Genomic DNA, 21429 nt, shown 5'->3' on the forward strand with positions numbered 1-21429 from the left:
TGTCACCGCCGCTTCTACCGGACTTGCAGCACCAGGTAATCCTGGCGCACGCCGCCGAGCACCAGGCTGACTTCCTCATCTTCGACCTTGCCCAGCAAGCACTGCCCCAGCGGCGAGCGCGGTGTAATCACGGTCACCAACTGTTCACCCTGACCGATCTTCAGGCCTGCACCTTCAGGGCCTAGAAACAGCTGCTGACAGCTGCCATTCTCGGCTTCCAGGGTTACCAGATTGCTGAGTTGAATACCGCGGCTGGCATCGTAGTCGCGCAGCACCAGTTGCTGGTAGGCCGCGCGTGCCTGGCGAATTTCTTCCATCCGTCGGGCCTGCCCGGTGGCAAGGTACGACGCTTCCAGGCCCAGGGTGTCGTATTTGTTTTCGGCGATGTTTTCTTCGGCCGTGGCCGCTTCATAAGCGGTTTGCGCAGCGCGTTGGGCCACGTCGAGATCGAAGCTCAGGGTGTCGATGATGCGTTGCAGCAAGTCGGCTTTGTTCATGGTGCTAGTGACAGAATTCAAGGACAAGGGCGCGGCTCTTTTCGGTTGGTGCCGTGCGGTTTTGTTGCAACCAGAACTGGCATTTGGGATTGGACAGATTACGGACGCTGCTTTCAGCCTGATCCTCGGCCTGCTGCAGTTCCTGGTTGCGCAAAATTTGTTTGTACTGCTCGAACATCTGGCTCTGCTGCTCGGCGCCTGGGGCTGGTGCTGCGACAGGCGGGATCAGTACCTGGCTCAAGGGTTGCACTGTCTCCGGCACAAAGCGCCAGGCCAGCCACAGGCTCAAGGCGATCGCCAGGGCACCGAACCAAAGGCCCAGGGCAATGCACACAATCAACTGGAGTGGTTTGAGGGTGATCTTCAGTTCGCGAGGGCGGGGCATGATGGCCTCCTGGCCAGGGCACAGGATTCTATTGTGGCATGGCGTTGCAGGTTTTTTTCGCAGTGTGCTTTTGTCTGCGATGATTTCCCCGGACAATTGGCACTTTTTCCAAGAGGCCAGCTATGAAAGCTGACTGGGACATCTTCTGTTGTGTCGTTGATAACTACGGCGACATCGGCGTGACGTGGCGCCTGGCCCGGCAACTGGTGGCCGAGCAGGGAATGGCGGTGCGCCTGTGGGTGGATGATCTCAACGCCTTCGCGCGTATCTGCCCAGAGGCTGACGCCCAGGCGCCGCGTCAATGGCAGCAGGGCGTAGAGGTGTGCCACTGGCTAGCGGACTGGCAGGAAACGTCAGTAGCAGATGTAGTCATCGGCGCTTTTGCCTGTCAGTTGCCGGCCGATTATGTGCAGGCAATGCTCGATTGCCCGCGCCCGCCGCTGTGGCTGAATCTTGAGTACCTGAGCGCTGAAAACTGGGTGGAAGGCTGTCATGGTTTGCCTTCACCGCAACCCAACGGCCTGCGCAAAGTGTTTTTCTTTCCAGGTTTTACCCCCAAGACCGGTGGCTTGCTCCGCGAGGCCACACTGCTGGCGCGGCGCGAAACCTTCGAGCAAGACCCCGCCGCGCGCACGGCATTTCTTCAGCATCTGGGCGTAGTTCCGGCCGATGGCGCCCGTTTGATTTCGCTGTTTGCTTACGAAAATGCCAGCCTGGCCAGTTGGCTCGACGCGTTGGCCGCCGATTCTCGAAGCAATCACCTGCTGGTACCTGAGGGACGGATTCTGGCAGACGTGCAGGCGTGGCTGGGCGACGGCGAGATGCAGGTGGGCCGTGTGCTCACACGGGGTGCGCTGACCGTGCAGATTCTGCCTTTTGTCAGCCAGGACGAGTATGACCAGTTGCTCTGGAGCTGCGACTTCAACGCCGTGCGTGGTGAGGATTCGTTCGTCCGCGCGCAATGGGCAGGGCGGCCGTTGCTCTGGCACATCTATGTGCAGGAAGAGTATGCCCATTGGGAAAAGCTCGAAGCGTTTCTCGATCACTACGTAGTGGGGCTTTCGCCGTCAGCCCAAGCGGCGATTGTCGATTTGTGGCGCGCCTGGAACATGGATCGCGACATGGGCCAGGCCTGGCAACAGGTGCTTGAACACTGGGACGAACTCGACCGCCACGCCCGCCATTGGGCCACCGCACAGGCCGCTCAGCCGGACCTTGCCACGGCGCTGGTACAGTTTTACCGAAATTCGCTATGATACGCGGCCTCGATTTTTGTAAATCCATCCAAATTCGGATATCTCGCGATGAAAACTGGTAAAGAACTGAAACCCGGTACCGTACTGCGGATCGACAACGACCCTTGGCTGGTCCAGAAAGCTGAATTCACCAAGTCGGGCCGTAACAGCGCGATCATGAAGACCAAGCTGAAGAACCTGCTGACCGGCTACAAGACCGAAACCGTTTACGGTGCGGACGACAAGCTGGACGACGTGATCCTGGATCGCAAAGAAGCGACCCTGTCGTTCATCAGCGGTGACTCCTACACCTTCATGGACACCACCGACTACACCATGTACGAACTGAACGCTGAAGACCTCGAAGCCGTTCTGCCGTACATCGAAGAAGGCATGGAAGACGTCTGCGAAGCAGTCTTCTTCGAAGGCCGTCTGGTTTCGGTTGAACTGCCGACCACCATCAGCCGTCAGGTTGTTTACACCGAGAACGCTGCTCGCGGCGACACCTCGGGCAAGGTCATGAAACCTGCCAAGCTGAAAAACGGCACTGAAATCAGCGTTGCTGACTTCATCCAGATCGACGAGTGGATCGACATCGACACTCGCGACAACAGCTTCAAAGGCCGTTCCAAGAAGTAATTCCTGGCGCCCAGAAAAAACCCGGCCTTGGCCGGGTTTTTTTATGTCCGGGACTCAGCCTCAGACCGTCACGTGCAGGCGAACGTCAACGTTGCCGCGGGTGGCGTTGGAGTATGGGCAAACCAGGTGAGCAGCATCCACCAGCGCCTGCGCATCCGCCTGCTGCAGGCCCGGCAGGGCGATGTGCAGGTCGATATCCAGGCCGAACCCGCCCGGGATCTGGCCGATACCGACCTTGGCGGTAATCGAGCTGTCGGCAGGCAGGGCTTTTTTCTGCTGGCCGGCAACGAACTTCAGGGCGCCGATAAAGCAGGCCGAATAGCCTGCAGCAAACAGTTGTTCGGGGTTGGTGCCGTCACCGCCAGCGCCGCCCAGTTCTTTGGGCGTACTCAGTTTGACTTCGAGTTTACCGTCGCTGGAGCGCGAGCTGCCGTCGCGACCACCGGTGGACTTGGCTTCAGCAATGTACAGCGGAGTGACCTTTTGCATGTTGAGCCTCGCTTGTATGTTGCGCCGCAGCGCTGAGTGGGTACGGGGTTTAACTTAGTGCGCAATTATTTTGCGCGCAAGATAAATTTCGACCAGCTTACAAACGGTCATTCACAGCATAGCTGTCAGAGGCTTTTCTGCAGGTTGGTGCGCAGTTCCAACAGCTCCGCCTGCAAGTGTTGCAGGCGCGCCAGGCTTTCGCCGCTGGCCGCCAGAATGCACTGCGGAACGTTCTTGGCGCGGTCTTGCAGGGCGCGCCCCTGGTCGCTCAGGTGCACCTGTACAACCCGCTCGTCTTCCCGGCTGCGGGTGCGTTTGAGCAGGCCTTCTGCTTCCAGGCGTTTGAGCAGTGGGGTGAGCGAGCCCGGATCGGTCAGCAGGCGCTGGCTGATTTCACCGACAGTCAGGCCATCCTTTTCCCATAGCACCAGCATTGCCAGATACTGTGGATAAGTCAGTCCGAGTTGCTGCAGCAGCGGCTTGTAGACTTTGGTCATCAGCAGCGATGTCGAGTACAGGGCGAAGCACACTTGGTTATCCAGCAACAGCTCATCGCACAGGGCAGGGTTTTTCGCGGCGTTCATGCACATCCTTTATTTCGTTGAGTCCTTTGAATTTAGCACGCTGTTCATTAGCACGAGGATGACCAGCGCAGCTCGCTTTGCAAGGCCAGATCCCAAGGCGGTACGGGGCTGAAGCGGCTCTTGAGGAATTCGAGTAGCAAACGGCTGCGAGAGTTCGTTTCGTGTTCCAGGCGCAAGGCATAAATTCCGCTGGACTCGGCAGCGGGCAGGCCCTGTTCGCAGAACAGCGGCAGCAATTCGCCGCGCAGCAGGTAGTCGCTGATCAGCCAGGTGGGCAAGTGAGCAATGCCCAGGCCGGCCAGCGCCCCGAACAGCAACGTCTCGGCATTGTTGGCGCTCATGCGCATTCGGGTGGGGCGATACAGGCGCAACTGGCCGTCAACGGCAAAGCGCCAGGCAAACGGAGGCGCCAGGCCATCCCAGTCCAGGCCGTCGTGCTCAGGGAGTTCGGCGGGACTGCTGGGAACGCCGCGGGCGGCCAGGTAAGCAGGGCTGGCACAGGCAATACGGACCATGTAGGCCAGCGGCGTGGCCACCAGGCGGGTATCGGCCAATGGCCCGGCGCGCAACACCAGATCGACTTCTCCCAAGTGCGAGCCGTGCAGGTCGACAAAACTGTCGATCAGGCGCAACTGCACATCCAGCCCGGGGTAGGCCACCAGAAAGTCGGCAATCGCCGGGGCCAAATGCCGACGACCGAACGCTGCGGGGGCATCGATGCGGATCAGCCCTTCAGGGGCATTACTCAATGACACTGCTTCGGCGCGGGCCAGGCGTAATTCTTCCACGATGCGCCGGGCGCGTTCAGCAAATGCATTACCAGCCGGGGTAGGGCGCACCGCGTGCGTACTGCGCACGAACAGGCGGCTGCCAACGGCACTCTCCAGCGTGTCGATACGCCGGGCAACGGCAGAAGGGGTCAGCGGATGGCGCCGGGCGGTGGCGGAAAAGCTGCCGGTCTCCAGCACGTCGAGGAACAGGCTGAGTTGCTCGGTGAGGGTGTCAGGGTTCATTTCGCGTGGTCTGCTTGTGCGTAAATGGCAAAGCCATTGTGCGTTGCTATGCGTTTCCCCGCTAGCACTGGCTCGGTAGCATGCGCCCATTGGTTTTCGGTGAGAGGCAGCAATGATTGAGTGGGCAATGTACATCGCGCTGGGCGCAGCACTGGGCACCGTGGGTGGTTTGTTTGGCATCGGCGGTGGCCTGATCGCCATTCCGGCCCTTGGCGTGTTGTTCGGTCTCGACCAGCAGCTTGCCCAGGGCACTGCACTGGTGATGGTGGTGCCTAACGTGTTGCTGGCGCTGTGGCGCTACCACCAGCGCAATCGCATCGAATTGCGGCATGCGCTGCCACTGGCGGCTGCCAGCTTCATCTTTGCCTGGCTCGGTTCGATCTGGGCTGTCGGTATCGATGCGCAGTCGATGCGCATGGGGTTCGTGGTGTTTCTGGTGGCTCTGGCAGCATGGAACCTGGCGCGGATGTTCATGCGCAAGGCGCAACCGAGTAGCGAGCTACGCCATCCCTGGCCGTGGCTCGGGGTGCTGGGCGGTGGTGCCGGGGTGTTGGGCGGTTTGTTTGGCGTGGGCGGAGCGGTGGTGGCAACGCCGATCCTGACCAGTGTCTTTGGCACCACCCAAGTGGTTGCTCAAGGGCTCTCGCTGGCCTTGGCCGCGCCAAGCACAGCGGTGACGCTGATGACCTACGGCATTCACCAGCATGTGCAATGGAGCATGGGCATTCCGTTGGCCATTGGCGGTTTGCTGAGCATCAGTTGGGGCGTGAAGCTGGCGCATGCCTTGCCGGAAAAAGTCCTGCGTTCACTGTTTTGTGGATTTCTCGTAATTTGCGCGGCGATGCTGGCCTTCAAGATTTGAAGCCTTCGGCAATGTAGTCAGCCATGCAATCGGTCATCTGCGACTGATTGCTGTGGTTGCGTAGCAGCATGATGCTTGCCGTCGGCAGCTCAGGCAGGCCTTCTGCTTCACCAATAATGCGTAGGTCGTTGGTGATCAGACTCTGCAATTGAGCAGTGACTGCCAGCCCGGCGCTGACCACCGCCATGATCGCGGGTGTGCTGGCGCTGGTATAGGCAATGCGGTATTCCTTGCCGATCGTGTCCAGGGCATTGCAGGCCCAGGTGCGGCAGCAGCAATCGGTATTGAACACTGCAAGTGGCAAGGGCTGGTGTTCGTGCGGGCAAAAACCTTGTGCCTGCACCCACACCGCACGTTCCCGGCGCAGTAATTGGCCGACTTCATGGCCGGGCTCGCAGGTGACAATGGTCATGTCCAGATCCTGACGCTGCATCAATTGGCGCGAGCTTTCGCAGTGCACCTCTACCTGAATCAGCGGATAGGCCTGGGCGAAGCTGGAGAGGATGCCGGGCAGAAAGCGCATGGCATAGTCGTCGGGTGTGCCGATGCGCACCGTGCCGACCATATGGGGCATACGCAGTGTATTGATCACCTCACCATGCAGCTTGAGGATGCGCCGGGCATAACTGAGCAACACTTGGCCCTCGGCGGTCAGGCGCACTTGGCGGCCGTCACGCTCGAACAGCTGGCGTTGAATGATGTCTTCTTCCAGGCGTTTCATCTGCATGCTCACCGCCGACTGAGTGCGGTTGACCACTTCGCCGGCACGCGTAAAACCGCCATGTTCGGCAATCGCGACGAAGGTGCGCAGCACCTCGGAGTCGATACTCTGATACTGGGACAATGCATCAATCCCCTAGATGTATGACATAAGAAACATTCGTTGGATTGATTTTAGGCCCGGCCTGACACTGTCGTCATCCCACACGGAGGGCAAGACGATGAAAGGTCAGAAATCGCAGGTCCCGATGGATTTCCAGCCGCACCTGGTTCAGGAAGTTGTCCGGCAGTTTGCGCGCTGGTGGCAGTTGCATCAGCAACGTATGGAACTGGCGCGTCTGAGTGATGCCGCGCTGCACGATATCGGTATGAGCCGTGTTGATATCTTGCAGGAAGTGGAGCGGCCATTCTGGGATGACCCGCTGAAAAAATGAGTCGCGCGCTGCAGGCGTCGCGGCTACCTTGAGTGGGCTTGTTCTGAAGGAGTCGGGCATGCCCACCACACAATCCTTTTCCATGCTGCAGGCGCGTCGGCTGGTGTTGTCGGCCCAGGGTCTGGCAGGCGCCGGGCCTCGGTCAAGCGTGAACGGCACTCACCTGCAGCGTTTGATCGAGCGCCTGGGCGTGGTGCAGATCGATTCGGTCAATGCCTTGGTGCGTTCGCATTACCTGCCGCTGTTTTCCCGCCTGGGTAGTTATCCACAGGCCTTGCTTGATCAGATCGCCTGGGGCTCCAGGCGTCAGCGTAAACTCTTTGAATACTGGGGTCATGAGGCCTCGCTGTTGCCCTTGCAGCTTTATCCGCTACTGCGCTGGCGCATGCAGCGTGCGCGTGAAGGGCAGGGGATTTATCAACAGCTGGCGCGATTTGGTCGGGAACAGCAAGCGACCATCGCTCGCGTGCTGGCTGCTGTCACCGCGCAGGGCGCGTTGGGGGCAGGCAGTCTGTCGACTCGGACAGAACGTGCCGGTCCCTGGTGGGACTGGAGCGCGGAAAAGCATGCGCTGGAGTGGTTGTTCGCTGCGGGGCTGGTAACGGTGGCCGGGCGGCGTGGCTTTGAGCGTTTGTATGACTTGCCGGAGCGGGTGTTGCCGGCAGCGTTGCTGCAGCAGCCGTTGCTGGATGAGGCAGAAGCTCAGCGCGGTTTGCTACTGCAGGCGGCCAAGGCGCTGGGCGTCGCTACGGAAAAGGATCTGCGCGACTACTATCGCTTGAGCCCGGCCGACAGCCAGGCACGGCTGGCCGAGCTGGTTGAGGAGGGGCAATTGCAGACCTGCTCGGTTCAGGGGTGGGCGCAACCAGCCTATTGCCTCAACGAAGTCCGAATGCCGCGCAAAGTCGTCAGCAGTGCGTTGCTGTCGCCATTCGATTCATTGGTGTGGCAACGCGAACGCACCGAGCGGCTGTTCGATTTTCGCTACCGCCTGGAAATTTATACCCCGGCCCACAAGCGGGTGTACGGCTATTACGTCTTGCCGTTTCTGCACAACGAGCGCATTGCAGCGCGCGTGGACTTGCGCGCCGAGCGGGCCAGCGCGTGTTTGCTGATTCATGCGCTGCATGAGGAAGTGCAGGGGCTTGATGACGCCGGGATGCAGGCGTTGGCCGATAGCCTGTGGCAAATGGCGGCCTGGCTTGGTCTGAGTCGAGTACAGCTTGAGTGCCCGCGCTCCAGCGCCGCACGCTTGCGTGTGGCGCTGGCAGGCAGTGCGGTCAGCGGCGCACTTGCTTGAGCGTTTCGGCGATCAGGAAGGCCAGTTCCAGTGACTGATCGGCGTTCATCCGCGGGTCACAGTGGGTGTGGTAGCGGTCAGACAGGGCGTCTTCGGTGATCGGCCGCGCACCACCGATGCATTCGGTGACATTCTGCCCGGTCATTTCGATGTGAATACCGCCGGCATGGCTGCCTTCGGCCTGATGCACCTGGAAGAACTGTTTGACCTCGCTGAGGATCTGCGCGAAATCGCGGGTCTTGTAACCGCTGCTGGCCTTGATGGTGTTGCCATGCATCGGGTCCGAGCTCCACAGCACCTTGCGGCCTTCGCGTTCAACGCTCTGGATCAGCGCCGGCAAATGTTCGCCAACCTTGTCGGCGCCCATGCGCACAATCAGGTTCAGGCGGCCGGGGTCGTTGTCCGGGTTGAGCACATCGATCAGGCGGATGAGTTCCTCGGTGTTCATGCTCGGCCCGACTTTGACGCCAATCGGGTTGTTGACCCCGCGCAGGAACTCCACGTGGGCGCCATCAAGCTGACGAGTACGGTCGCCAATCCACAGCATGTGCGCGGAGCAGTCGTAGTAGTCGTTGGTCAGGCTGTCGCGGCGTACGAAGGCCTCTTCATAGTTCAACAGCAGCGCTTCGTGGGCGGTGAAGAAGCTGGTTTCGCGCAGTTGCGGCGAACTGTCCATGCCGCAGGCGCGCATGAAGGCCAGGGTTTCGTCGATGCGGTCAGCCAATTGGCTGTATTTTTCTGCCAGCGCCGAGTTGGCGATGAAGTCCAGGTTCCATTTGTGCACCTGGTGCAGGTCGGCAAAACCGCCCTGGGCGAAGGCGCGCAGCAGGTTCAGGCTGGCGGTGGACTGGTGATAGGCCTGCAGCAGGCGCTCTGGGTCCGGTACGCGGCTCTTTGAGTCAAAGCCGATGCCGTTGACGATGTCGCCGCGGTAGGCCGGCAGGGTCACCCCGGCAATGGTTTCATCGCCGGCTGAGCGTGGCTTGGCAAATTGCCCGGCCATGCGCCCCACCTTCACGACCGGACAACCGGCGGCAAAGGTCATGACGATGGCCATTTGCAGCAGTACTTTGAACGTGTCGCGGATTTTCGCGGCAGAAAACTCGGCGAAGCTTTCTGCGCAGTCGCCGCCTTGTAAGAGAAACGCCCGGCCCTGAGTGACTTCGGCAAACTGGCGGCGCAGCTCTCGCGCTTCGCCAGCGAAGACCAGCGGCGGATAGCTGGCCAAAGTCTGTTCGACCTTGAGCAAATGTGCCGCGTCGGGGTAGGTCGGTTGTTGCTGGATCGGCAGGGCGCGCCAGCTGTCAGGGCTCCAGGGTCGGTTCATTACAGGCTCGATCTGATCGTAAGTGGGCTGTCTGCCATGTTAACAGTTGCGGCATGCCTTGTTGCACTGGCGCCATTGACGGACAATGGCGGTTTTTGCCTGGGGCAGCGGCGCGAGCCGGGAGACAGCATGACAGTGGAACGGGTAGAGCGGGTGCTGGCCCGGGTACAGGATCAGTACGGCACCATCAGTGTGCTGGAAGTCGAGGACTACCGCTTTCTCGAATTCGGCGACGCCATCGAGCAGAGCTGTGTGTTCACTGCCGACCCCAGCTGGCTGGAATACGACTATACCCGCGCCATGTTGATTGGCGCGCTGTGCCATGAAGCGCCTGAAAGTGCGCTGTTCCTTGGCCTGGGCGCTGGCACCCTGACCCAGGCGTGCCTGAAGTTCCTGCCGCTGGAAGACGTCGAGGCCATTGAACTGCGCCCCGATGTGCCGCGCCTGGCCATCGAGTACCTGGGGCTGGATGACGACCCGCGCCTGTACATTCGCATTGGCGATGCAATGGAGCTGCTCAATAGCGCGGAACCGGCCGATCTGATCTTCGTCGATCTGTACACCGATCATGGTCCGAACGCTGCACACCTGGCATGGCAGTTCCTGGAAGACTGCCAGAAGCGCTTGAACCCTGGTGGCTGGCTGGTGATCAACCAGTGGGCCAGCGATGACGGCAAGCCGCTGGGGGCCGCGTTGTTGCGCGGTCTTTATCATCGCCACTATTGGGAACTGCCGGTCAAAGAAGGCAATGTCATCGTTTTGGTGCCGGCCGATCTCGATCAGGTCCTGGACATGGACGGCCTCAACGCGCGTGCGCAGGCCCTGGCGCCACGTCTGGGTTACTCGCTGCAGCCACTGATCGGCGCGATTCGCCCGGCCACCTGAGCCGCGTGCTAGAGCAGGCGCAAGAAAATCGATTCAGCCGCCTGCAGACTCACCCACCCAGGCCCGTAGCAACGCGGCCTGACGTAGGCGTGTTGCGATAAAAAAATCTCCCGTGATTTGCGAATTCAGGTATAGTACGCGCCGGTCTTTTACCGGACCTCGTTTAGGTAGTGCAATTCCCCGAAGCCAGCTTCGGTTGCGCGTCCGCCCCGCGGACTCTCCCTGACGTTCCTTTTTTTCTTCAATCGTTTTCGCAAATCCCCGCCGACAAAGCTGCCAGGGTGACCTTCGGGTCTTACAAGGCATGTGCAGCTTTGGAGCATGGGTCTTTGCGGATGCACTTAGAGGCAGACCCATGACCCAGGAAACCGGCGGCTTCGCCGCTCTCGATCTTCATCCGAGCATTGTTGCTGCAGTACTGGCTACCGGCTACGAAGAGCCTTCAGCCATTCAGCAGCAATCGATCCCGATTATTCTTGCTGGTCACGACATGATCGGTCAGGCACAGACAGGTACCGGTAAAACCGCTGCCTTCGCACTGCCTATCCTGAACCGTATCGACCCGAGCAAGCGCGAGCCGCAAGCCCTGATCCTGGCGCCAACCCGTGAGTTGGCGCTGCAAGTAGCCACTGCATTCGAAACCTACGCCAAGCAAATGCCAGGCGTAACCGTAGTGGCCGTATACGGTGGTGCCCCAATGGGCCCACAACTCAAAGCAATCCGCAACGGCGCGCAAATCGTCGTGGCTACCCCTGGCCGTCTGTGCGACCACCTGCGTCGCGACGAGAAGGTCCTGGCTACCGTCAATCACCTGGTGCTCGACGAAGCCGACGAAATGCTCAAACTGGGCTTCATGGACGACCTCGAAGTGATCTTCAAGGCCATGCCGGAAACCCGTCAGACCGTGCTGTTCTCGGCTACTCTGCCAGCCTCGATCCGCGCTATCGCTGAGCGTCACCTGCGTGATCCAAAGCACGTCAAGATCCAGACCAAGACCCAGACCGTAACCGCTATCGAACAAGCCCACCTGATGGTCCATGCCGACCAGAAGGTTTCCGCTGTTCTGCGTTTGCTGGAAGTCGAAGAGTTCGACGCGTTGATCGCCTTCGTGCGTACCAAGCAAGCCACTCTGGACCTGGCCAGCGCCCTGGAAGCCAAAGGCTACAAAGCCGCTGCGCTGAACGGTGACATTGCCCAGAACCAGCGTGAGCGCGTCATCGACTCGCTCAAGGATGGCCGCCTGGACATCGTCGTCGCCACCGACGTTGCTGCTCGTGGTCTTGACGTACCGCGCATCACTCACGTGTTCAACGTTGACATGCCGTACGATCCGGAATCCTACGTTCACCGTATCGGCCGTACCGGCCGTGCGGGTCGTGAAGGTCGTGCACTGCTGCTGGTCACCCCGCGTGAGCGCCGCATGCTGCAAGTGATCGAGCGTGTGACCGGTCAGAAGGTTGCCGAAGTTCGTCTGCCAAATGCCCAGGCCGTTCTTGATGCACGCATCAAGAAACTGACCAGCAGCCTGGCGCCGCTGGTTGGCGACGCTGAGTCGACCCACGGTGATCTGCTCGATCGCCTGACTGCCGACATCGGTTGCAGCCCGCGTGCCCTGGCCGCAGCCCTGCTGCGCAAGGCCACCAACGGTCAGGCCCTGACCCTGGAAGCCGTCGAGAAAGAGCAGCCGCTGGTTCCGACCTACACCCCGCGTGAGCGTACTGGCGGTGATCGTCCAGAGCGTGGCGAGCGTGAGCGTCGTGCACCAATGCCGCTGGCTGAAGGCCGTGCTCGCTGCCGTACCGCGCTGGGTGCGCGTGATGGTATCGCCGCCAAGAACCTGCTCGGCGCCATCCTCAATGAAGGCGGCCTGGCCCGCGAAGCTATCGGCCGCATCCAGGTGCGCGACAGCTTCAGCCTGGTCGAGCTGCCGGAAGAAGGTCTGGAGCGTCTGCTGGCCAAGCTCAAGGATACCCGTGTTGCCGGTAAGCAGCTGAAGCTGCGCCGCTACCGCGAAGATTGATCCGCGAGCGTTAAAAAAAAATCCCCGACCGAGTCGGGGATTTTTTTTGTCTGCCTGATGGGCCTGTAGGAGCGGCGGTGCGGCGACCCGACTTGCCCCGCGATACGATTTTTACTGACACACCGCAATCGCGGGGCAAGTCGGGTCGCCGCACCGCCGCTCCTACAGGTGAGGTTAGTCAAAGCGGTATATGTCCATCCCCAGCGCTCCCATCGTGAAGCCTTGGTGGACGATTCCGAAATGTTCGCCAGCGCCCCGTGCAAAGTACAGCGGCAGCAAATGCTCATCGCTCGGATGGCTGCGTACGGCAAAGGGTGCTTGCTGCCGGTAATCATGCAGAGCCGCTGTGTCGCCTGCCTGCAGCTTCTCGATCATCCAGTCGCGAAACGCCAGGGCCCAGGGCTCGATGCTTTCCGGGCCGGCGTGCCAGTCCAGTTCGCCGAGGTTGTGGGTGATGCTGCCGGAGCCGACCAGCAGGATGCCTTGTTCACGCAAACCGATAAGCGCTCGGCCTACCAGCTCCTGCAATTGCGGGCCAAGTTGGGTAGGCAGGGAAACCTGCACCACTGGAATATCGGCCTTGGGGTACATCAATGACAGTGGCACCCAGGTGCCGTGGTCAAACGGGCGTTGCGGGTCGAGGCGCGCAGGCAGGCCGGCAGCGCAGAGCAATTCGCTGATGCGCTGGGCCAGGGCAGGGTCACCGGGGGCCGGGTATTGCACGGCGTACAGCGCTGCCGGGAAGCCGCCGAAGTCGTGCCAGGTTTGCGGTTGCGGGCTGCTGGAGACCAGCAGCTCACGGCTTTCCCAGTGCGCCGAAACCACGATAATGGCTTTCGGCCGATCCAGCTCGGCGGCCAGACGCTTCAGGGCCGGGCCACTGGCGCCCGGCGCCAGGGCGAGCATGGGGGAGCCATGAGAAATAAACAGGCTGGGCAGCATAGGAGCATTCCTGACGTTAAGATGGGCCCATCTTCAGGCACAACATAGATCTAAATCTAATATAAGTTTTCGCAGCTTTTGATCGAATTTATTGAGGTGAAGCATGCAGGCGGATTTTTGGCATTCACGCTGGAACAGTAATCAGATCGGCTTTCATCAGTCGCAGGTCAATGCCTACTTGCAGCAGTACTGGCCAGCATTGGCGGTGGCGGCGGGAGAGCGGGTATTGGTGCCATTGTGTGGCAAAAGCCTCGACATGCTCTGGTTGGCTGGGCAAGGGCTGCAGGTAGTGGGTGTGGAGCTGTCCGAGAAGGCGGTGGAAGACTTCTTCAGCGAACATCAGTTGCAGCCGCAGGTGACGCAGAAGGGCGCCTTCAAGGTGTTTCGCTGTGAGGATATCGAAATCTATTGCGGTGATTTTTTCGCCTTGAGCGCTGAGGACGTCAGTGGTTGCAGCGCGTTGTATGACCGTGCGGCGCTGATCGCGTTGCCGGCGGATATGCGCCAGCGCTATGTCGCGCATTTGCAGGCAATACTGCCTGCCTCGGTCAAGGGGCTGTTGATTACGCTCGACTACGATCAGTCGCAGATCGACGGGCCACCTTTTGCCGTGACGGATGCGGAGGTTCAGGCATTGCTCGCCAGTTGGCATCCTGTTGAGCTAGCGGCACACGATGTGCTGGAGTCGAGCCCAAAATTTAAGCAGGCCGGTGCTACGCATCTGTTTGAGCGGGCCTACAGTCTGCAGCGCTAATTGGTCAAGGTGGGAGCGGGCTTGCCCCGCGATAGCGGTCCATCTGCCACACCGCCTCGCGAGGCAAGCCCGCTCCTACCGAGCCAGTTCGAATAACCAATAGAGCAAAAAAAGGGCGACCCTGAGGTCGCCCGTTTTCGTTGCCGTAAGACTTAGCCGCGACGGCGCAGTGCTTCGATGCGGTCTTCCAGCGGCGGGTGGCTCATCAGCAAGCCAGCCAGGCCTTGCTTGAGGCCGCCGTTGATGCCAAAGGCGTTCAGCGTGTCGGGCATGTGCACAGGCACGCCTTGTTCCGAACGCAGGCGCTGCAGGGCGCCGATCATGGCATTGGTGCCAGCCAGGCGGGCACCGGCTTCGTCAGCACGGTATTCGCGTTTACGCGAGAACCACATGACGATGATGCTGGCCAGAATACCCAGTACCAGCTCGGCGACGATGGTCGCGATGTAGTAGGCAATGCCCTGGCCTTCTTCGTTTTTGAAGATCACCTTGTCGACAAAGTTACCGATGATCCGGGCGAAGAACATCACGAAGGTGTTGACCACGCCCTGTACCAGCGCCAGGGTGACCATGTCGCCATTGGCGACGTGGCCGATTTCGTGGGCCAGTACCGCGCGCACTTCATCGGGCGAGAAACGCTCCAGCAGGCCCTGGCTTACGGCGACCAGAGCGTCGTTGCGGTTCCAGCCGGTGGCAAAGGCGTTGGCCTCGTAGGCCGGGAAGATGCCCACTTCCGGCATTTTGATGCCAGCTTCACGGGAGAGCTCTTCGACCGTTTGCAGCAGCCACTGCTCGTGGCGAGTGCGCGGCTGGCTGATGATCTGCGTACCGGTGCTCATTTTCGCCATCCACTTGGAGATGAACAGCGAAATCAGCGAGCCGGCAAAGCCGAACACGGCGCAGAAAATCAGCAACTGGTCGAGTTTGAGGTCAACCCCGTTTGCCGCCATGAACCCATTGAAGCCGAACAGGCTCAAGGTAATGCTGGCAATCAGCACAACCGCAAGGTTGGTGGCTACAAACAGTAAGATGCGCATCATGGTTGTTACGGTCTCCTGACGGATAAAAATGTCACGTATGCGGGGTATATAAGGCGCGGGCTTCAGTGATTCAACCGGGCGACTATTTCAAACTGTGTACTTCTCTGTATTACAGCCGAATTCCGTCAACTCGCACGTCAGGTAGGCGAGGTCTTACAGAGGCGGTAATTAATCTGAAGGACCTGCGCCGGAAGCGACGCAGGCTTTCTCAACCGACTGCAGGTTACTGCTGATAGGTTTTCAGGAAGTTTCCGATGCGGCCGATGGCCTGCTCGAGGTCGTCGACCCGCGGCAGGGTGACTACGCGGAAGTGATCGGGCCACGGCCAGTTGAAGGCGGTGCCTTGCACGATCAACAATTTTTCCGACAGTAGCAGGTCGAGTACGAACTTTTCGTCGTTGTGGATCGGGCAGACCTTGGGGTCGATTCGTGGGAAGGCATAAAGCGCTCCCATAGGTTTGACGCAGCTGACGCCGGGAATGCTGTTGAGCAGCTCCCAGGTGCGGTTGCGCTGTTCGAGCAGGCGGCCATTGGGCAGTACCAGGTCATTGATGCTCTGGTAGCCGCCCAGGGCGGTCTGGATGGCATGCTGGCTCGGCACGTTGGCGCACAGGCGCATGTTGGCCAGCATGTCGATGCCTTCGATATAGCTCTGGGCGTGCTGCTTGGGCCCGGAGATGATCAGCCAGCCGGAACGGAAGCCCGCGACCCGGTAGGATTTCGACAGGCCGTTGAAGGTCAGGCAGAGCAGGTCAGGGGCCAGCGATGCGGTGCTGATGTGCACGGCTTCATCGTAGAGAATCTTGTCGTAGATCTCGTCGGAGAACACCACCAGGTTGTGCTGGCGTGCCAGCTCCAGCATGCCCAGCAGCAGTTCGCGCGAGTACACCGCACCGGTCGGGTTGTTCGGGTTGATGATCACCAGCGCTTTGGTGTTCGGGGTGATCTTGGCCTTGATGTCGTCAAGGTCGGGGAACCAGTCGGCCTGTTCGTCGCACAGGTAGTGCACCGGGTTGCCGCCGGCCAGGCTGACTGCAGCCGTCCACAGCGGGTAGTCCGGCGCCGGGATCAGCACTTCGTCGCCGTTGTTGAGCAGCGCCTGCATCGACATCACGATCAGTTCGGAGACGCCGTTGCCCAGATAGATGTCTTCGATGCCGACACCTTCGATCTGCTTCTGCTGGCAGTACTGCATCACCGCTTTACGCGCGCTGAACAGGCCTTTGGAGTCGCTGTAGCCTTGCGCAGTTGGCAGGTTGCGGATCACATCCTGGAGGATTTCGTCCGGCGCTTCGAAACCAAAGGGCGCCGGGTTGCCGATGTTCAGCTTGAGGATGCGATGGCCTTCCTCTTCCAGGCGCTTGGCGTGCTTGAGCACCGGGCCGCGAATGTCGTAGCAGACATTGGCGAGCTTGTTCGATTTGCTGACCTGCATGATGTGATCCCGATTAGAAAAGATCGCCGCGCACTGCGCTGTGAAATCGTTTGAAATGCGTGTAACGCGGGTGCCAGACTGATGTCTGATGAGGCGCAATAATATACGTGCCGACCGCGTTGTGGAAAAGACGCAGCGCGGGGTTTTTAGTCTGCCGAGGCCTGCACATGCAAAAGATAGAGAAAACCCTGGAAGAATGGCGTGCCATGCTCGACCCGGAGCAGTACAACGTCTGTCGCCTCAAGGGCACCGAACGGCCGTTCAGCGGCAAGTACAACAGCAGCAAAACCGACGGCGTCTATCACTGCATCTGCTGCAATGCGCCGCTGTTCGACTCGACGGCCAAGTTTGACTCCGGTTGCGGTTGGCCGAGCTTTTACCAGCCGATCGAGGACAGCGCGATGATCGAAATTCGCGACACGTCCCACGGCATGATTCGCACGGAAGTGACCTGCGCACAATGCGACGCACACCTGGGCCACGTATTCCCTGACGGCCCGCCACCGACCGGGCTACGCTATTGCATCAACTCGGTCTGCCTGGACCTGGTCCCACGCTAACAGAGGAGAAACGGTCATGGCCGACGCACTGTTGAGCATTCCCTGCGTCACCCTGAGCGGTGAACAGAAGGCCTTGGGCGATTTCCAGGGCAAGGCACTGTTGGTAGTCAATACTGCCAGCCAGTGCGGGTTTACCCCGCAATACAAGGGGCTGGAGCAGCTCTGGCGCCACTACCGCGAGCGCGGCCTGGTGGTGGTGGGCTTTCCGTGCAATCAGTTTGGCAAGCAAGAGCCGGGTGATGCCCGGGAAATTGCGCAGTTCTGCGAAAGCAATTTCGGTGTCAGCTTTCCGCTGTTTCGCAAGATCGAGGTCAATGGTACGGGCGCCCATCCGTTGTTCGTCGAGCTGAAAAAGCGTGCCCCCGGCCTGTTTGGCTCGGAAAAGATCAAATGGAATTTCACCAAGTTCCTGCTGGATCCGGTCAGTGGCAAGGTCACCCGTTTTGCGCCAAGCACCAAACCAGAGGCGCTGACTTCATCGATCGAGAAGCTGCTCAGCTAGTGCTCAGCGGTACCCAGTGGTCGATCAGGGCCAGCAGCTCTTCGCGGCGAAAGGGCTTGGCCAGGTAATCGTTCATGCCCGCCACCCGGCAGCGCTCGCGCTCTTCGGGGAGGGCATTGGCCGTCAGGGCGACGATGGGCAAATGCGGCCAGCGCCCGCTCTGGCGAATTTTGCGACTGGCTTCATAGCCATCCATCACCGGCATGTTGCAGTCCATCAGCACCAGGTCAAAAGGCGCCTGCTCCAGGTGTTCCAGCGCTTCGGCGCCCTGGGCGGCAACGCTGACATCACAGCCGAGCTTGGCAAGCATGCCTTTGGCCACCAACTGGTTCACCGGGTTGTCTTCCACCAGCAGGATGCGCGCGCGGCTCAGGCTGCCAGGCGTGTTGTGCTGCGCATTGGGCTTGAGTGTGTGGGCGCCTTGGAGGGCGCGCCGCAAGGTTTGGTACAAGGCGTTGCGCGCCAGTGGCCGGGCCTGCTGCTGCAAGGGCGCCAGGCAGTTGGCCTGTTCGCTCGGCAGGAAGTTGCCATAAGCAGTGACCAGCAGAATCGGGGCCTGAATCTGCGGGCGAAGGCTGAACAGGTTTTCCAGGTCGTCGGTAATCAACAGGTTAGGTTGTGCACCGTGCAGTTGGTTTGCCTGGTCATAGCGTCGGTAATCCAGCCCCCAGCCTGGAAGCAGGCTTTGCAGTAGCTCGGCCAGGCCGCTGCTGGCATTGGTCAAGGCGGCGATATGACCGTGCAGGCGCTCAGCAGGTACCGCCGGGGAGTGGCAGGGCAGGGGCAGTTCGGCGCTGAACTGGCTGCCGAAACCCGCTTCAGAGCTGATACTCAGGCGGCCCTGCATGGCCTCGCAGAGGTTGTTGGTCAGTGTCAAACCCAAGCCGGTACCGCCATATTGGCGGGTGATCCCTGCGCCGGCCTGAGTGAAAGGCTGGAAAATTTTCGCCTGGGCGTCCTGGGCAATACCGATGCCGGTGTCGCAGACATCCAGGCGCACACCGCCGTTGTGAGCACTCAGGCGCAGATCGACGCGACCGAAGCGGGTGAACTTCAGCGCGTTGGACAGCAGGTTGCTGACAATCTGGCGAACGCGCGTGGGGTCGCCCAGGACCATGCTGGGAAACTGCGGATCGATCAGGCAGGTCAGCTCGACGCTGGGGGCGGTATTTTGCGATAACAGGTTGGCGGTATCTTCAACCAGCGCGCCGAGGTCGAAGGGAATGCGCTCAAGCTCCAGTTGGCCAGCGTCGAACTTGGACAGGTCGAGGATGTCGTTAAGCAGCTCCACCAGTACTTTGCCGGAGTCGTGGGCGATGGACAGCTGTTGGCGTTGTTCGGCGTTGAGCGGGCTGTCCAGCGACAGCGCGATCATGCCCAGCAGGCCGTTGAGCGGTGTGCGGATTTCGTGACTCATATTGGCCAGAAAGGCCGCCCGTGCCTGGGCCATGTCCAGTGCCCTGCGGCGTGCGGCCTCAAGCTCTTCGTTCGACTGGCTCAGGCGGATGTTGCTGGCCTTGAGTTCATTGGTGCGTGCCGAAACGATATTTTCCAGCTCGTTAAGGTACTCGGTCAGGCGATTTTCGGCACTGCGCCGCTGCTGAATTTCAGTGGCCATGCTGACGAACTGCTGATTGGCGACTTTGACCAGCACGCCGATCTCATCATGCTCGTGGCCGGGTGGAAACGACAGTTTCGACTGCTCTGGCTGGCGCGGGTCGCGGTTGGCCAAGGCGCTGATCAAGCGCACCAGCGGTTTGGTCAGCATGAAGTAGAACAGCGTCAGCAGAATTCCGGTGAGGATCAGGCTGCGGAAAAAGCCATTGAGCAAGGTAATTTCGGCACGCTTGAGAAAGCGGCTGCCAAAGGCAAAGGTGTCGACCTCCAGGTACAAGGTTCCGAGGTTTTCGTCTGGCAGATGGCTAAGGAACAGCGGGTCTTGAAACGCTCGGCTTTCACCGAAGAGAAAATCGCTGAACAGGCGGTAGTTGCTTTCAGTGCGCGGGCGCTGCACGTCGGCCAGCACGGTGTCGTTGTTATCGATCAGGCGTGCGCGGGTGATCGCTGGCGATTGCAGCAGGCCGCCGGTCAGTTCCTGGGCCAGTTCGGCGTCGATGTTGTAGGCAATGCGTGAGGCCGGGTTATGGCTGATTTGCAGCAGCGCCTGCATCTCGCGGTTGATAGAGGCGTCTTCGCTGGCATAATCGATACCGATCTGGATGAGACTGAGCAATGTACCCAGGATGAAGCCGACCAGGACCGTCAGCCGGGCTTGCTTGTAGGACAGGCGATTGGTGAACTTGATATCCATGAGTCCCGAGCCAGTTTCACTTTCCGTGCGCTGCGCAAGCATAGCCGATCAGGCCCCGCTGCTGGCACGCCCTGTCTCACATTCAGCACTGCCGTTGTCCTTGAAACTGTCTTGAGGAATCGTTGTGGACTCTCGTTTGAATGCTTTTCTGGAGCGTGCCGAAACCGTGCTCGCCCGTCTTGAACCGTTGTTGCCGGCTCCCCGTGCACCGATCGACTGGAGCCGCTGTCTGGCCGCACGTTGGCAGCGCGATGGCCGCAGCGGTTATCTGTTGCCGCTGGAAGTCAGCCTCGACATGCGCCTGTCAGACCTGATCGGCGTTGATCAGCAGCGCGAGCAACTGGGGCGCAATACCCGCCAGTTCCTCGATGGCATGCCCGCCAACCATGCGCTGCTGTGGGGCTCGCGCGGTACCGGCAAGTCGTCACTGGTGCGTGCCCTGCTGGCTGAGCACGCTGAGGCAGGCCTGCGGCTGATCGAGATAGAACGTGATCACCTGGCCGATCTGCCACGGGTAGTGGAGCAGTTGAGCAAGCTGCCGCAGCGTTTTGTGCTGTTCTGCGATGACCTGTCGTTCGAAGCGGGGGAGGGCGATTACCGGGTGCTCAAGAGCGTGCTCGATGGCTCCCTGGAGCAAGCACCGGATAACGTACTGCTATATGCCACTTCGAACCGTCGGCACTTGGTGCCGGAGAAGCAGAGCGACAACGAAAACTGGAAGATGGTTGACGGCGAACTGCACCCCAACGAAGCGGTGGAAGACAAGATTGCCTTGTCTGATCGTTTTGGCCTGTGGCTGTCGTTCTACCCATTCACCCAGGACCATTTCCTCAATGTCGTGGAGCACTGGATCGGTCAACTGGCTGAGGCTGCCGGGCTGGTCTGGCAGCGCGATGAAGCCCTGGACATCCTCGCCGTGCGTTGGGCCACTGGCCGCGGCAACCGCAATGGCCGTTGTGCCTATCAGTTCGCCCGCTATTGGGTAGGACTGCAACTGTTGGAGCAGAAAAAATGATTGACCTTAACGCTTCTGGCGCAGGCCTTGAGGGCTACGCCCTGATGGCTGCACAGCTGGAGGCATTGTTTGCCGACGAGCGCGATTTCATTGCCAATGCGGCACAGTTTTCGGCGTTTCTCTACAGTCAGGTCGACGACTTGAACTGGGCAGGCTTTTACCTGAATCGCAATGAAGAGCTGGTGCTCGGTCCGTTCCAGGGCCAGGTGGCCTGTGTGCGGATTGCCTTTGGTCGCGGTGTGTGCGGGGCGGCGGCAGCCACTCGGGAAACCCAGCGGGTTGAGGACGTGCACGCGTTCCCGGGGCATATCGCCTGCGACAGCGCCTCGAACAGCGAGCTGGTGATTCCGTTGGTCAAGGACGGGCGCCTGATTGGCGTGCTGGATCTGGACAGTCCGAAGCTGGCGCGCTTCAGTGAGGCGGATCAGGTGGGGCTGGAGCGGTTGGCGGCGATCTTCTTGCGTTTGACTGACTGCTGAT

General features: G+C 60.3%; 22 protein-coding genes and 1 pseudogene. 12 read left to right on the forward strand and 11 right to left on the reverse strand.

The window, feature by feature from the left end:
* Window positions 1–14: 14 nt before the first annotated feature.
* Entirely contained in the window at window positions 15–497 is a 483-nt protein-coding gene (locus ACP6KB_RS07705; protein ID WP_442114274.1) for a GreA/GreB family elongation factor, read from the reverse strand.
* Between the two features lie 4 nt (window positions 498–501).
* Window positions 502–882: a hypothetical protein gene (locus ACP6KB_RS07710; RefSeq protein WP_442113093.1), complete on the reverse strand. Its 381-nt coding sequence runs from the start codon at window positions 880–882 to the stop codon at window positions 502–504.
* A 122-nt stretch (window positions 883–1004) separates the two neighbouring features.
* Between ACP6KB_RS07710 and earP the strand changes: the two genes are divergently transcribed.
* A complete protein-coding gene (gene earP / locus ACP6KB_RS07715; RefSeq protein ID WP_442113095.1) occupies window positions 1005–2138 on the forward strand; it encodes an elongation factor P maturation arginine rhamnosyltransferase EarP in 1134 nt (377 codons plus the stop codon).
* 48 nt (window positions 2139–2186) lie between these two features.
* Window positions 2187–2756, forward strand: a complete 570-nt coding sequence (gene efp / locus ACP6KB_RS07720) for an elongation factor P (RefSeq protein ID WP_442113097.1) — start codon at window positions 2187–2189, stop codon at window positions 2754–2756.
* 60 nt (window positions 2757–2816) lie between these two features.
* On the opposite strand, the gene ACP6KB_RS07725 is transcribed toward efp, so the two are convergent.
* The 3 genes from ACP6KB_RS07725 to ACP6KB_RS07735 all read right to left on the reverse strand — a co-directional run bounded on the left by ACP6KB_RS07725 (window position 2817) and on the right by ACP6KB_RS07735 (window position 4842).
* Window positions 2817–3245, reverse strand: a complete 429-nt coding sequence (locus ACP6KB_RS07725; RefSeq protein WP_442113099.1) for an organic hydroperoxide resistance protein — start codon at window positions 3243–3245, stop codon at window positions 2817–2819.
* Between the two features lie 125 nt (window positions 3246–3370).
* Entirely contained in the window at window positions 3371–3829 is a 459-nt protein-coding gene (locus ACP6KB_RS07730) for a MarR family winged helix-turn-helix transcriptional regulator (RefSeq protein ID WP_442113101.1), read from the reverse strand.
* A 47-nt stretch (window positions 3830–3876) separates the two neighbouring features.
* The gene (locus ACP6KB_RS07735) at window positions 3877–4842 is read right to left on the reverse strand and encodes a LysR family transcriptional regulator (protein ID WP_442113103.1); all 966 of its coding nucleotides are present in this window, start codon (window positions 4840–4842) and stop codon (window positions 3877–3879) included.
* Between the two features lie 112 nt (window positions 4843–4954).
* Between ACP6KB_RS07735 and ACP6KB_RS07740 the strand changes: the two genes are divergently transcribed.
* Window positions 4955–5704 (forward strand): sulfite exporter TauE/SafE family protein, encoded by a 750-nt coding sequence (locus ACP6KB_RS07740; protein ID WP_442113105.1) that lies wholly within the window; start codon window positions 4955–4957, stop codon window positions 5702–5704.
* Here ACP6KB_RS07740 and ACP6KB_RS07745 read toward each other — a convergent pair.
* Window positions 5694–6548: a LysR substrate-binding domain-containing protein gene (locus tag ACP6KB_RS07745; protein WP_442113107.1), complete on the reverse strand. Its 855-nt coding sequence runs from the start codon at window positions 6546–6548 to the stop codon at window positions 5694–5696. The two genes, ACP6KB_RS07740 and ACP6KB_RS07745, sit on opposite strands and share 11 nt — an antisense overlap.
* Window positions 6549–6645: 97 nt before the next feature.
* On the opposite strand from ACP6KB_RS07745, the gene ACP6KB_RS07750 reads away from it, so the two are divergent.
* Window positions 6646–6858: a DUF1127 domain-containing protein gene (locus tag ACP6KB_RS07750; RefSeq protein ID WP_442113109.1), complete on the forward strand. Its 213-nt coding sequence runs from the start codon at window positions 6646–6648 to the stop codon at window positions 6856–6858.
* A gap of 58 nt (window positions 6859–6916) precedes the next feature.
* Window positions 6917–8158: a winged helix-turn-helix domain-containing protein gene (locus tag ACP6KB_RS07755; protein WP_442113111.1), complete on the forward strand. Its 1242-nt coding sequence runs from the start codon at window positions 6917–6919 to the stop codon at window positions 8156–8158.
* On the opposite strand, the gene ACP6KB_RS07760 is transcribed toward ACP6KB_RS07755, so the two are convergent.
* Entirely contained in the window at window positions 8139–9485 is a 1347-nt protein-coding gene (locus ACP6KB_RS07760; RefSeq protein ID WP_442113113.1) for a class II 3-deoxy-7-phosphoheptulonate synthase, read from the reverse strand. The two genes, ACP6KB_RS07755 and ACP6KB_RS07760, sit on opposite strands and share 20 nt — an antisense overlap.
* Window positions 9486–9614: 129 nt before the next feature.
* Between ACP6KB_RS07760 and ACP6KB_RS07765 the strand changes: the two genes are divergently transcribed.
* Complete coding sequence (locus ACP6KB_RS07765; RefSeq protein ID WP_442113115.1) at window positions 9615–10370, forward strand: spermidine synthase; 756 nt, start codon at window positions 9615–9617, stop codon at window positions 10368–10370.
* Between the two features lie 321 nt (window positions 10371–10691).
* Window positions 10692–12390: pseudogene (locus ACP6KB_RS07770) on the forward strand (DEAD/DEAH box helicase).
* Window positions 12391–12564: 174 nt separating this feature from the next.
* On the opposite strand, the gene ACP6KB_RS07775 reads toward ACP6KB_RS07770, so the two are convergent.
* Window positions 12565–13332: a DODA-type extradiol aromatic ring-opening family dioxygenase gene (locus ACP6KB_RS07775; RefSeq protein WP_442113117.1), complete on the reverse strand. Its 768-nt coding sequence runs from the start codon at window positions 13330–13332 to the stop codon at window positions 12565–12567.
* A 103-nt stretch (window positions 13333–13435) separates the two neighbouring features.
* Between ACP6KB_RS07775 and ACP6KB_RS07780 the strand changes: the two genes are divergently transcribed.
* Window positions 13436–14086: a thiopurine S-methyltransferase gene (locus tag ACP6KB_RS07780; protein WP_442113119.1), complete on the forward strand. Its 651-nt coding sequence runs from the start codon at window positions 13436–13438 to the stop codon at window positions 14084–14086.
* Window positions 14087–14238: 152 nt separating this feature from the next.
* Here the strand turns inward: ACP6KB_RS07780 and htpX are convergent, their stop codons facing one another.
* Both htpX and ACP6KB_RS07790 read right to left on the reverse strand, forming a co-directional pair.
* Window positions 14239–15126 carry a protease HtpX gene (htpX, locus tag ACP6KB_RS07785; protein WP_130265684.1) on the reverse strand — a complete coding sequence of 296 codons (888 nt, stop codon included), beginning with the start codon at window positions 15124–15126 and terminating at the stop codon, window positions 14239–14241.
* 223 nt (window positions 15127–15349) lie between these two features.
* Window positions 15350–16561 carry a pyridoxal phosphate-dependent aminotransferase gene (locus ACP6KB_RS07790; protein ID WP_133210859.1) on the reverse strand — a complete coding sequence of 404 codons (1212 nt, stop codon included), beginning with the start codon at window positions 16559–16561 and terminating at the stop codon, window positions 15350–15352.
* 167 nt (window positions 16562–16728) lie between these two features.
* Between ACP6KB_RS07790 and msrB the strand changes: the two genes are divergently transcribed.
* Both msrB and ACP6KB_RS07800 read left to right on the forward strand, forming a co-directional pair.
* On the forward strand, window positions 16729–17121 hold the full coding sequence (msrB, locus tag ACP6KB_RS07795; protein WP_442113122.1) for a peptide-methionine (R)-S-oxide reductase MsrB: 393 nt from the start codon (window positions 16729–16731) through the stop codon (window positions 17119–17121).
* Between the two features lie 16 nt (window positions 17122–17137).
* Window positions 17138–17623 (forward strand): glutathione peroxidase, encoded by a 486-nt coding sequence (locus ACP6KB_RS07800; RefSeq protein ID WP_442113124.1) that lies wholly within the window; start codon window positions 17138–17140, stop codon window positions 17621–17623.
* Here ACP6KB_RS07800 and ACP6KB_RS07805 read toward each other — a convergent pair.
* Window positions 17616–19976 carry a response regulator gene (locus ACP6KB_RS07805; protein ID WP_442113126.1) on the reverse strand — a complete coding sequence of 787 codons (2361 nt, stop codon included), beginning with the start codon at window positions 19974–19976 and terminating at the stop codon, window positions 17616–17618. The two genes, ACP6KB_RS07800 and ACP6KB_RS07805, sit on opposite strands and share 8 nt — an antisense overlap.
* An 82-nt stretch (window positions 19977–20058) precedes the next feature.
* Here ACP6KB_RS07805 and ACP6KB_RS07810 point away from each other — a divergent pair, with 82 nt between their 5' ends.
* Both ACP6KB_RS07810 and ACP6KB_RS07815 read left to right on the forward strand, forming a co-directional pair.
* A complete protein-coding gene (locus tag ACP6KB_RS07810; RefSeq protein ID WP_442113128.1) occupies window positions 20059–20949 on the forward strand; it encodes an ATP-binding protein in 891 nt (296 codons plus the stop codon).
* Window positions 20946–21428, forward strand: a complete 483-nt coding sequence (locus ACP6KB_RS07815; protein WP_442113130.1) for a GAF domain-containing protein — start codon at window positions 20946–20948, stop codon at window positions 21426–21428. The genes ACP6KB_RS07810 and ACP6KB_RS07815 overlap by 4 nt, the downstream gene beginning before the upstream one ends.
* The last annotated feature ends 1 nt before the right edge of the window (window position 21429 follow it).

The organism is Pseudomonas sp. NUPR-001, from assembly GCF_052147955.1.
GTDB lineage: Bacteria > Pseudomonadota > Gammaproteobacteria > Pseudomonadales > Pseudomonadaceae > Aquipseudomonas.

Coding starts and splice junctions, on each gene's coding strand:
- ACP6KB_RS07780 (WP_442113119.1), top strand. CDS start 13,436: ATGCAGGCGGATTTTTGGCATTCACGCTGGAACAGTAATCAGATCGGC.
- ACP6KB_RS07710 (WP_442113093.1), bottom strand. CDS start 882: ATGCCCCGCCCTCGCGAACTGAAGATCACCCTCAAACCACTCCAGTTG.
- ACP6KB_RS07805 (WP_442113126.1), bottom strand. CDS start 19,976: ATGCTTGCGCAGCGCACGGAAAGTGAAACTGGCTCGGGACTCATGGAT.
- htpX (WP_130265684.1), bottom strand. CDS start 15,126: ATGATGCGCATCTTACTGTTTGTAGCCACCAACCTTGCGGTTGTGCTG.
- msrB (WP_442113122.1), top strand. CDS start 16,729: ATGCAAAAGATAGAGAAAACCCTGGAAGAATGGCGTGCCATGCTCGAC.
- ACP6KB_RS07760 (WP_442113113.1), bottom strand. CDS start 9,485: ATGAACCGACCCTGGAGCCCTGACAGCTGGCGCGCCCTGCCGATCCAG.
- ACP6KB_RS07750 (WP_442113109.1), top strand. CDS start 6,646: ATGAAAGGTCAGAAATCGCAGGTCCCGATGGATTTCCAGCCGCACCTG.
- ACP6KB_RS07800 (WP_442113124.1), top strand. CDS start 17,138: ATGGCCGACGCACTGTTGAGCATTCCCTGCGTCACCCTGAGCGGTGAA.
- ACP6KB_RS07725 (WP_442113099.1), bottom strand. CDS start 3,245: ATGCAAAAGGTCACTCCGCTGTACATTGCTGAAGCCAAGTCCACCGGT.
- ACP6KB_RS07765 (WP_442113115.1), top strand. CDS start 9,615: ATGACAGTGGAACGGGTAGAGCGGGTGCTGGCCCGGGTACAGGATCAG.
- ACP6KB_RS07815 (WP_442113130.1), top strand. CDS start 20,946: ATGATTGACCTTAACGCTTCTGGCGCAGGCCTTGAGGGCTACGCCCTG.
- ACP6KB_RS07735 (WP_442113103.1), bottom strand. CDS start 4,842: ATGAACCCTGACACCCTCACCGAGCAACTCAGCCTGTTCCTCGACGTG.
- ACP6KB_RS07730 (WP_442113101.1), bottom strand. CDS start 3,829: ATGAACGCCGCGAAAAACCCTGCCCTGTGCGATGAGCTGTTGCTGGAT.
- ACP6KB_RS07705 (WP_442114274.1), bottom strand. CDS start 497: ATGAACAAAGCCGACTTGCTGCAACGCATCATCGACACCCTGAGCTTC.
- efp (WP_442113097.1), top strand. CDS start 2,187: ATGAAAACTGGTAAAGAACTGAAACCCGGTACCGTACTGCGGATCGAC.
- earP (WP_442113095.1), top strand. CDS start 1,005: ATGAAAGCTGACTGGGACATCTTCTGTTGTGTCGTTGATAACTACGGC.
- ACP6KB_RS07790 (WP_133210859.1), bottom strand. CDS start 16,561: ATGCAGGTCAGCAAATCGAACAAGCTCGCCAATGTCTGCTACGACATT.
- ACP6KB_RS07740 (WP_442113105.1), top strand. CDS start 4,955: ATGATTGAGTGGGCAATGTACATCGCGCTGGGCGCAGCACTGGGCACC.
- ACP6KB_RS07755 (WP_442113111.1), top strand. CDS start 6,917: ATGCCCACCACACAATCCTTTTCCATGCTGCAGGCGCGTCGGCTGGTG.
- ACP6KB_RS07775 (WP_442113117.1), bottom strand. CDS start 13,332: ATGCTGCCCAGCCTGTTTATTTCTCATGGCTCCCCCATGCTCGCCCTG.